Consider the following 10,197-nt stretch of genomic DNA (forward strand, 5'->3'; position numbering starts at 1 on the left):
GGGGAGGCGGCCACCGGGGAGCGGAGAAGATCGCATGCGGATACCGAGATCGCTGGACCCCGCCGAGGTCGACGCCGTCGACCTCGCGGCGGTCGATCTGGCCGACCCGCGGACCTACTCCCACGGCGACCCGCACCCGATCTGGGCCCGCCTGCGGCGCGACGACCCGGTGCGCTGGCACCCGGTCGGCGACGACCTGGGCTTCTGGTCGGTCACGACGCTCGACCACTGCTCACGGGTGCTGCGCGAGCACGAGAACTTCACCTCCGAGCGCGGGACGCTGCTGAGCCTGCTCGGCAAGGACGACCCGGCGGGCGGGCGCCAGATGGCCGCCACCGACCCGCCGCGCCACACCCGGATGCGCGGGCCGCTGCAACGGGCCCTCACGATCAAGCAGGTCGAACGCTCGGCCGACCACATCCGCGCCGAGGTGCGCGCGCTGCTCGCCCCCGCGGCCTCCGGCGAGCCGTTCGACTTCGCGGCGGCCGTGACGCGGCTGCCGATGGCGGTCACCGGCATGCTGATGGGCCTGCCGCCCGCCGACTGGCCCCGGCTGACGCTGCTCACGCTCAAGTCCATCGCCCCCGACGACCCGGAGTTCAGCGAGGGCGACGAACCCGCGCTCGCCCTGCGGCGGGCCCACCGCGAGCTGTTCGCCTACTTCTCGGACGTGGTCGCGGAACGGCAGCGGCACCCCGGCGGGGACGACCTGATCAGCCTGTTGCTGGGCATGGAGGTCGACGGCCGCGAGATGAGCGCGGGCGAGGTGGTCGCCAACTGCTACAGCCTGCTGCTCGGCGCCAACGTCACCACCCCGTACGTGCCGGCGGCCGCGCTGCACGCCCTGATCGGCACCCCGGCGCTCGCCGGCGTGCTGTCCGCGGGCCCGGCGCCCGACGCCGTGGCGGCGATCATGGAGGAGTCGCTGCGGTGGGCCTCGCCCGCCAACCACTTCATGCGCTACGCCGTGCGCGACGTCGACCTCGGCGGCACGCGGGTGCGTTCCGGCGACGCGGTGGTCACCTGGCTCGGTTCGGCCAACCGGGACGAGGCGGTGTTCCGGGACCCGTTCACCTTCGACCCGTCCCGCAAGCCCAACCGCCACATCGCGTTCGGCGCCGGCGCGCACTACTGCGTCGGGCACACGGTGGCCAGGGTGACGCTGCGCGCCCTGTTCGAGGAGATCATCGCCACCTTCGCCGACCTCGAACCCGCGGGCGAGGCCGAGCACCTCTCCTCGAACTTCGTCGCGGGCATCAAGCACCTGCCGGTCGTGGCGAAGGTCCGGTCCGCGCGGCCGGTGAGCCCGCCCGGGCAGCGGGAGCGGACGTGACCGGGGTGGCGGGCGACCTGGTGGACGGCGCGACGTACCTCGCGGGACAGCCCTTCCCGCTGTGGCAGCGGATGCGCGAGCACACCCCGGTGCTCTGGCACGAGCCGGGCGACTTCCCCGGCTTCTGGTCGGTGACCGGCTACGACGACGTGCGGACGGTGCTGCGCGACCCCGGGCTGTTCTCCTCCGCGGCCGGGATCCTGTTGCGCCCCACCGCCCAGGGCGCCGATCCCGGCGGCGGCCGCACGATGGCGCTGTCCGACCCGCCGCGGCACACGGTCCTGCGCGACGCCATCGCCGGGCACTTCTCACCGCGCCACCTCCGCTCGCTGCAGGCCGAGCTCGACGACGCGGCGCAGCGGATCGTGCGGCAGGCCGTGGCGGCGGGCACGGTCGACTTCGTCACCGGCATCGCCGCGACCCTCCCGGTCGAGGTGGTCTGCGCCTTCCTCGGCCTGCCGGAGGCCGACCGGGGGCAGATCACCGGGTGGACCACCGACGCGTTCTGCGCGGGCACGGCCTGGGAACGCAGCGTCGCCCACATGAAGATCCTCGACTACTTCACGACGCTGGTGCGCCGCCGCCGTGACAGCGGGGGCACCGACCTCGTCAGCGTGCTCGCCTCCGTCGAGCTCGACGGACGGCCGCTGCCCGTCGAAGAGGTCGTGCTCAACTGCGACAACCTCCTCGTCGGGGGCACCGAGAACACCCGGCTCGCGATGTCGGGCGGCGTGCTCGCCCTCGCCCGGCACCCCGGGCAGTGGGAGCTGCTGCGGACCCGGTTCGACGAGGTCGCGGACACCGCGATCGACGAGGTCCTGCGCTGGACGTCGAGCGCGACCCACCTGGCGCGCACGGCGACCGGGGACACCGTCCTCGGCGGCACCGCGATCGGCGCGGGCGACCTGGTCGTGTGCTGGCTGCCGTCGGCGAACCGCGACCCCCGGCAGTTCCCCGACCCCGACGTGTTCGACCTGCGCCGCACCCCCAACCGGCACCTCGCGCTGGGCGCCGGGCCGCACTACTGCGTGGGCACCCGGCTCGCGAGGGCGGAGATGCGCGCGATCCTGCGCGAGCTCACCGAGCAGGTCTCCCGGATCGAGCTCGCGGGCGAACCGGAGCTGCTCGACTCGATCGTCGTCAACGGCCTGCGCGCTCTGCCGCTCACCCTCGTGCCCTAGAGGCACCCGACCGAAGCCGAGAGGTGCACCAGCGATGCACGCCATCCCGTCGCCCAACATCTGGTCCGACCCGGACGTCTACGAGCTGGAGAACCTCGCGATCGACCCCGACGGCGAGATCGAGGACGCCCTGCGGTCCATCACCGACTGGGCGGGCCTCGACGTCGTCGACATCGGCTGCGGCACCGGGTTCCACCTGCCCGCCTTCGCCGCGACGGCGCGGTCGGTCGTCGGCGTCGAACCGCACCCGCCGCTGGTCGAACGGGCGCGGGCCAGGGTCGCGGACCTCGGCCACGTCCAGGTCGTCGAGTCCGGCGCCCAGGAGCTGCCGCTCGCCGCCGGGTCGGTCGACGTCCACCACTCCCGCTGGGCGTACTTCTTCGGGCCCGGCTGCGAACCGGGCCTCGCGGAGCTCGACCGGGTGATCCGGCCGGGCGGCACGTCGTTCGTCATCGACCACGACGGCGTCGGCTCGCCGTTCGGCAAGCTCTACCGCAGCGGCTGGGCGGTGCTCGACCCCGCCGAGGTCGACCGCTTCTGGACCGGGCGCGGCTGGACGAAGCAGAGCGTCGAGTTCCGCTGGGTGTTCCCGGACCGGGCCACGGTGGAGGCGGTGGTGCGGCTCGAGTTCGGACCGGTCGTGGCGCGGGAGGTGCTCGGCTCGTGGAGCGGCCTCGAGCTGCAGGACCGGGTGAACCTGTGGTGGCGGCGCTACTGACGGTCGAGCGCGTTGCCGAGGATCCGGTCGCCGATGCCCCCGCGCACCGCGCGCCCGGCCGAGCTGCCCGGTTTGCGCGCGGCCTGGTCGGTGAAGCACGCCAGGAACTCCTCCGCGATGCCCTCGCGGGGGTGGCGGCGCAGCACCTCGGCCTTGAACCCGGCGGTGAAGTCGTCCTGGTAGCGGCCGGAGATGTCGAGGCTCGTCGACCGTTCCAGCAGGAACCCCTCCGGGTGCGCGGCGACGTCGACGGTGTCCCACATGTGGCTGAGCACCAGGTCGACGAGCCGGGCACGCCGGTCGCGGTCCCAGCCGGCGCCGGTCGCGAACACGTCGGCCACGTGCCCGCTCGCGTCGTCGAAGGCGACCGTGTGGCTGTCGAACTCGGGCACGAGCGCGATGTCGTGCAGCAGCGAACCCACGTACAGCAGCTCCGGGTCGTACGGCACGCCCTCCCTGCTGCCGTAGGCGGCTGCCCAGACGTAGGACCGCACGCAGTGGTTGAGCAGCGCGACCGAGCAGTAGCGGGCCGCCACCTGGTACGCGCCGGCGCAGGCCGGGCTGTCGGGGAACGGCGGCAGTTCGAGCGTCATGGTGTCCACGGTCGACGGCGCACACCGCCCTGCCCATCGGGACATCTCCCTACAAGACACACCTGGTGCGGCTACCTAGGGTCGGGTCCGGTGGCCTGCGGAAACACCCGCGCACGAGCACAGGGGGAGCACGTCATGGTCGGTACGGCAGCCGAAGCCCCGACCGGGCCGGCCCGGCGGTTGCACGACCTGGCCGTGGACCGCGCGCGGTCCGGCCACACCGCCGACGACTTCCTGCGCGGTGGTCTCCCGCTGCCCGGCGACCTCCTCGACGAGCTGCGCGAGCACATCGCCCCGCCCGACCGGGAGGCCGGCACGCGCACGGTCCGCGGGCTGCTCGACCCGTTCCTGCCGGTGGGACCGACACCGCTGCGGTGGGGGCTGCCGCAGACCCCGGAGCTGCGGGCGCTGGACATCGCCATCGCGACGATCGCGCTCGCGGTCGGGCACCCGTTCGGCTGGGCGGGCCAGCAGGGCGGCCGGCTCGTCCACGACATCGTGCCCACGCAGGGGTTCGAGACCATGCAGGTCGGCGCGAGCAGCCAGACACCGCTCGAGTGGCACACCGAGGACGCCTTCCACCCCGAACGGGCCCACCTCGTCGCGCTGGTCTGCCTGCGCAACCCGGACGGCATCGGCAGCAGGGTCTCCTCCGTCCGCGACCTCGACCTCACCGGCGCGGAGATGGACGTGCTGCGCCGCCGCGACAGCCGGATCCTGCCCGACGACTCCTACCCCGAGTCCTGGCAGGCCGGCGGCGGCGAGGACGGGGTGGCCGCCGTCTGGGACGCCGACGACGGGCCGTGCCTGCGCTACGACCCCGCCTACACCCGGTTCCTCACCGAGGACCCGGAGTTCCGCGCGGTCTACGACAAGCTCGCGGTGAGCCTCGAACGGGCGAGCACGGTCGTCGACATCCAGGCGGGCGACGTGCTGCTGATCGACAACGACCTCGTGGTGCACGGCCGCAACTCCTTCACGCCGCGCTACGACGGCACCGACCGGTGGCTCAAGCGGATCCTGCTGCACCTCGACCGGCCGCGTCCCGCCGACGCGGCCACCGAACACCGCTACGACCAGCCGATCCGGACGGTCGCCGGCCGGACGGAGGACCGACGTGGGTGACCCGACTCCCCGGACCGGCGGGCTGACGCCGGAGCGTCAGCGGCTGCTCGAGAAGCTGCTCGCCGAGAGCAACGTGCCGCGCCGCGACGAGGGCGTGACCCGCCGGGGCGGTGACCGCTCCACGGCGCCGCTGTCGTTCGGGCAGGAGCGCCTCTACCTGGTCGAACAGGGCGTGCCCGGCTCGACGATGTTCGTCGGCACCGGCGCCGTGCGGCTGCGGGGCGACCTCGACGTCGAGGTGCTGCGGCGCAGCTTCGCCGTGCTCGTCGAACGGCACGAGGCCCTGCGCACCGCCATCGCCGAGTCTCCGGAGACGGGGGAGCCGGTCCAGCTGATCCGGCCGGGCGCCGAGGTGCCGGTCGGCCTGCCGGTGCGCGACGTGGACGGCGACGGGCTGCGGGCGGCGGTGGCGCTGGCCGCCGCGGAGCCGTTCGACCTGACCCGCCCGCCGCTGCTGCGGCCGGTGCTGCTGCGGGTCACCGACGCGCCCGCGCCGGAGTGGGTGCTCGTGCTGTCGATGCACCACATCGCGGTCGACGCGTGGTCGATCGGTGTGCTGATGAGGGAGTTCGGCGAGGTCTACCGCGCGCTGTCGGCCGGGCAGCCGCCTCAGCTGCCGGAGCTGCCCATCGGCTACGGCGACTTCGCCGCGTGGCAACGGGACAGGCTCGCGCACGGCGAGCTCGACGAGCAGGCGGCGCACTGGCGCGACCTGCTCGCCGGCACGCCGCTCGTGGACGTGCCGGTCGACCGGCCGCGCCCGGCGAACCGCGACTACTCCGGCGGCACCGTGCCGCTCGCCGTGCGCCCGGACGTCGTCGGCGCCCTGCGCGCGCTCACCGGTTCCGCCGGCACGACCCTGTTCACGGCACTGGCCGCCGCGTGGTCGCTGGTGCTCGGCCGCTGGTCCGGCGGCGACGACGTCGTGGTCGGCACGCCCGTGGCCGGTCGCCGGCGCTCCGAGCTGGAGAACGTCGTCGGCTTCTTCGTCAACACCCTGCCCCTGCGGCTCGGGGCGGACCCGGCGCAGGACTTCCGCACCGCGGTCGCCCGCGCGCACGAGGTCTGCGCCGACGCGTTCGCGCACCAGGACGTCCCGTTCGACCGCATCGTGGGCGAGTCCGCGCTGGAGCGCGACGTCTCGGGGCAGACCGCGCTCGCGCGGCACTGGCTCGCGCTGAACAACAACGCGTGGAAGGCCTCGTGGCCGGGAGTCGACGCCGAGGTCCTGCCCGACCTCGTCGGCACCGTGCGCTGCGACCTGTCCGTGCAGCTGGCGCCCGCCCTCGACGGCGGCCTCGACGGCCACCTGGAGTTCTCCGCCGAGCTCTTCGACGAGGGCACGGCGCAGCGGATCGCGGCCGCGTTCACGGACCTGCTCACCGCCGCGGCCGCCGCGCCGGACTCGACCGTCGCGGAACTGTTCGCCGAGGCCGAGCGGCCGGGCCTCGCCGCACTGCCGGGCGCCGTCGCACCGGTCGAGTCCGGGCACCCCGACGTGGTGCGCTGGTTCGAGGCGCAGGCGGACGCGACCCCGGACGCGGTCGCCGTCGTCGCCGACGAGCCGCACACCGAGGTGCGCTACGCCGAGCTCGATCGCCGGGCCGACCGGGTCGCCCACCTGCTGACCGGCAGGGGAGTGCGGCCGGGTGACCTAGTCGGGCTGCGGCTCGACCGCGGTCCCGCCCTCGTCGCCGCCGTGCTCGGCGTGTGGAAGGCGGGCGCGGTGTACCTGCCGCTCGTCGCGGACCTGCCGCCGCGGCGGCTCGAGCAGGTCCTCGGCATCGCCCGTCCCGCCGTGGTGCTGGAGGAGGCGGACCTGGTGCTCCCGGAGCAGGAGGGCGATCCCGCGCCACGGCTCGCCGTCCCGCTCGCGCCGGACGCCCCCGCCTACCTGCTGTTCACCTCGGGCTCCACCGGCGTGCCGAAGGGGGTGCTCGCCACCCACGGCGGCCTGCTCAACCGGCTCGCGGGCATGCAGGACAGCTACCGACTCACCGGGAACGACCGGGTGCTCGGCAAGGCGTCGACCGGGTTCGACGTGTCGCTGTGGGAGCTGTTCCTGCCGCTGGTGACCGGCGCGGCCGTGGTGCTCACCCGTCCCGACGGGCACCGCGACGTCGCCTACCTGCACGAGGTCGTCGCCGCCCGGCGCGTCACGATCTGCCACTTCGTGCCGTCGCTGCTGGAGGAGTTCGCCCGCGCGGAGGGCCCGGCGGCGCCCGCGCTGCGCCTGCTGCTCAGCGGCGGCGAACGGCTCACCCGGCAGCTCGCGGAAAGGGTCCTCGCCCGCTGGCCGGAGGTCCGGTTCGTCAACCAGTACGGGCCCACCGAGACCGTCATCGACGTGACGGCGGGAGACGTGACCGCGCCGGTGCCCGACGTCGTGCCCATCGGCGCGCCGGTGCCCGGCACCGAGCTGCTCGTGCTCGACGCGGCGGGCGCCCCGGTGCCGGTCGGCGTGCCGGGCGAGCTCCACGTGGGCGGCGTGCAGGTCGCGCTCGGCTACGTGGGAGCACCGGAGGAGACCGCCCGCCGCTTCGTGCCGCATCCCGCCCGGCCCGGTGAACGGCTGTACGCGACCGGCGACCGCGTCCGGTGGCTGCCCGGCGGCACCCTCGACTTCCTCGGCCGCTCCGACGACCAGGTCAAGGTCCGCGGGCACCGGATCGAGCCGGGCGAGGTCGAGTCGGTGCTGCGCGAGCACCCCGCGGTCACCGGCGCGCTCGTGCGCGTGCACACCGGCGACTCCGGCCACGCCCTGCTGGTCGCCCACGTGGTCGCGGAGGGTGAACCGGACGACCTCGGTGCCTTCCTCGCCGACCGGCTGCCCGCCGCGGCCGTGCCGGACCACGTGGTGGTGCTCGACCGGTGGCCGGTCAACACCAACGGCAAGGTCGACGTCGCCGCGCTGCCCGACCCGCTCGCCGCACAGGACCCCGGCGCCGGGTACGAGCCGCCGCAGGGCGAGGTCGAGCAGCGGCTCGCCGAGATCTGGGCGGAGCTGCTCAAGGTCGACGAGGTCGGGCGCACCACGTCGTTCGCGTCGCTGGGCGGCCACTCGCTGATCGCCATCCGCGCCGTCGGCCGCATCCGCAAGACCTTCGGCGCGCGGATCAAGATCGGCGAGTTCTTCGCCGCCGCCGATCTCGCGAGCCTGGCCGTGCTCGTGCGGGACCGGGCGCAGGACAGCGGCACCGATCCCGACGACGACGCTCCGATTCCCCGGCTCGACCGGGGCTGACTCCGCACAGCACGACCCGACGAACGGGAGAGCGCCCATGACAACGGCGGTGAACGTCGAGATCCGCACCGACTGGCAGGGGCGGTCGCTGCCCGCGCTGGTCCTGTCCGCGAGCCCCGGGGCTGACCTGGCCGCGTGGGCGGGCGAGCACGCCGCGGAGGTGCACCGGCTGGCGCGCACCGCCGGAGCCGTGCTGCTGCGCGGGTTCGCGGTCACCGGCCACGAGGACTTCCACGCGGTGATGCGGGCGTTGTCACCGCACATCCTCGACTACGGCGAGCGCTCCTCGCCGCGCACGATGGTGTCGAAGGGCGTCTACACCTCGACCGAGTACCCGCCGGAGGAGCGGATCCTCCCGCACAACGAGCAGTCCTACACGACCGACTGGCCGACGCGGATCGTGTTCTTCTGCGACCAGCCGCCCGCCTCGGGCGGCCGGACCCCGCTCGTCGACTCGCGCGGCGTGCTGCGCAGGCTCGGCGACGGCGTCACCGCGCGGTTCCGCGCCGAAGGGGTCCGCTACGTGCGCAACTACCTGGAGGGCATCAGCCTGCCGTGGCAGGAGGCGTTCCAGACCTCGGACCGGTCCGACGTGGACGAGTACTGCCGCCGGGCGGGCATCACCGCGGAGTGGGTCTCCGAGGACCAGCTGCGCACCGCGCAGGTGCGGCCGGCGATCCGCTCCCACCCGGTGACGGGGGAGGAGACCTGGTTCAACCACGCCCACTTCTTCCACGTGTCCTCGTTGCCGCAGGACGTCAGCGCCGGGCTGCTGGAGGCGCTGGACGAGGAGGACCTGCCGTACAACACCTACTACGGCGACGGCGGGGCCATCAAGCCCGAGGTGCTGGACCGGATCACCGCCGCGATGGACGCCGAGACCGTGGCGTTCGACTGGGAGCGGGGCGACGTCCTGGTGGTGGACAACATGATCACCGCGCACGCCCGCGAGCCGTTCGAGGGACCGCGCCGCATCCTCACGGCCATGTCCGACCCGATCAGCGCGACCGGAGGTGCGGCATGACCGCGGACGTCACCGGCTATCCCGGAGCGCACGCGCGGCCGCTCGACGACGAGCCGTTCGTGCTGGTGGTCGAGGCGCACACGCCGGTCGACGCGGCCGGCTGGCTCACCGAGCACCGCGCGCGGGTGCACGAGGACCTGCTGCGCCACGGCGCCGTGCTGCTGCGCGGGTTCGACGTGCCGGACGCGGACGGCTTCAGCCGGGCCGCGCGCAGCTTCTCGCCGGACCTGCTCGACTACGTGGAACGCGCGGCCCCCCGCACCGAGGTGGCGGACAGGGTGTTCACCTCGACGGAGGCGAGCAGGGACCGGTGGATCGAGCTGCACCACGAGATGTCCTACTCCCACAACTGGCCGAGCCTGCTGTACTTCTACTGCGACGTCGCGCCCGGTGCGCGCGGCGCCACCCCGCTCGCGAGCGAGCGCCGGGTCTTCCCGCGCATCCCCGCCGAGGTGAAGGAGCGGTTCACCCGGCACGGCGTGCGGTACGTGCGCAACTACGGCCCAGACGTCGACCTGCCGTGGCAGGAGGTCTTCCAGACCACCGACCGGCAGGAGGTCGAGGCGTACTGCGCGGCCTCGGGGACGACGGTGCGCTGGGACGGCGACAACCTGCGCACCACGGCGGACCGGCAGGCGGTGGCCACCCATCCGCGCACCGGCGAGACGGTGTGGTTCAACCACGCCCACCTCTTCCACCCCTCTGCGCTGCCCGCCGAAGTGGTCGAGGTCATGATCGAGGAGTACGGTCCCGACGGGCTGCCGCGCAACGTGCTCTTCGGCGACGGCGAACCGATCGAGGACGAGGTGATCGCCCTGCTCCGCGGGATCTACGACGAGGCCAGGGTGAGCTTCCCGTGGCAGCGCGGCGACGTCCTGATCGTCGACAACTTCCTCGCCACCCATGGGCGGGAACCGTTCGACGGCGACCGGCGCGTGCTGGTCGCCATGTCCGACCTCTTCGTGGCAACCGGGTGAGG

8 protein-coding genes are annotated in these 10,197 nt (G+C 74.0%); 7 read left to right on the plus strand and 1 reads right to left on the minus strand.

Annotated elements, in window-relative coordinates; translation table 11 throughout:
• Positions 1–34 precede the first annotated feature (34 nt).
• The 3 genes from ACFWGZ_RS02770 to ACFWGZ_RS02780 are packed head-to-tail and all read left to right on the plus strand — an operon-like array spanning position 35 to position 3,232.
• Complete coding sequence (locus tag ACFWGZ_RS02770) at positions 35–1,333, plus strand: cytochrome P450 (protein ID WP_382449721.1); 1,299 nt, start codon at positions 35–37, stop codon at positions 1,331–1,333.
• Positions 1,330–2,514 carry a cytochrome P450 gene (locus tag ACFWGZ_RS02775; RefSeq protein WP_382449722.1) on the plus strand — a complete coding sequence of 395 codons (1,185 nt, stop codon included), beginning with the start codon at positions 1,330–1,332 and terminating at the stop codon, positions 2,512–2,514. The genes ACFWGZ_RS02770 and ACFWGZ_RS02775 overlap by 4 nt, the downstream gene beginning before the upstream one ends.
• Positions 2,515–2,548: 34 nt before the next feature.
• Positions 2,549–3,232 carry a class I SAM-dependent methyltransferase gene (locus ACFWGZ_RS02780; RefSeq protein ID WP_382449723.1) on the plus strand — a complete coding sequence of 228 codons (684 nt, stop codon included), beginning with the start codon at positions 2,549–2,551 and terminating at the stop codon, positions 3,230–3,232.
• On the opposite strand, the gene ACFWGZ_RS02785 is transcribed toward ACFWGZ_RS02780, so the two are convergent.
• Positions 3,226–3,825, minus strand: coding sequence for an HD domain-containing protein (locus tag ACFWGZ_RS02785; RefSeq protein ID WP_382449724.1), 600 nt, complete (start codon positions 3,823–3,825; stop codon positions 3,226–3,228). The genes ACFWGZ_RS02780 and ACFWGZ_RS02785 overlap by 7 nt on opposite strands.
• Positions 3,826–3,960: 135 nt before the next feature.
• Here ACFWGZ_RS02785 and ACFWGZ_RS02790 point away from each other — a divergent pair, with 135 nt between their 5' ends.
• From ACFWGZ_RS02790 to ACFWGZ_RS02805, 4 genes are read left to right on the plus strand one after another with little or no spacing between them, the layout of a single operon-like run.
• Positions 3,961–4,950, plus strand: a complete 990-nt coding sequence (locus ACFWGZ_RS02790; protein ID WP_382449725.1) for a TauD/TfdA family dioxygenase — start codon at positions 3,961–3,963, stop codon at positions 4,948–4,950.
• Complete coding sequence (locus tag ACFWGZ_RS02795; protein ID WP_382449726.1) at positions 4,943–8,194, plus strand: amino acid adenylation domain-containing protein; 3,252 nt, start codon at positions 4,943–4,945, stop codon at positions 8,192–8,194. Before ACFWGZ_RS02790 ends, ACFWGZ_RS02795 begins: the two co-directional genes overlap by 8 nt.
• Before the next feature lie 37 nt (positions 8,195–8,231).
• Positions 8,232–9,218, plus strand: coding sequence for a TauD/TfdA family dioxygenase (locus tag ACFWGZ_RS02800; RefSeq protein WP_382449727.1), 987 nt, complete (start codon positions 8,232–8,234; stop codon positions 9,216–9,218).
• Entirely contained in the window at positions 9,215–10,195 is a 981-nt protein-coding gene (locus tag ACFWGZ_RS02805; protein ID WP_382449728.1) for a TauD/TfdA family dioxygenase, read from the plus strand. Before ACFWGZ_RS02800 ends, ACFWGZ_RS02805 begins: the two co-directional genes overlap by 4 nt.
• Positions 10,196–10,197 lie beyond the last annotated feature (2 nt).

The sequence above is a fragment of the Lentzea sp. NPDC060358 genome (assembly GCF_042725365.1).
Lineage (GTDB): Bacteria > Actinomycetota > Actinomycetes > Mycobacteriales > Pseudonocardiaceae > Lentzea.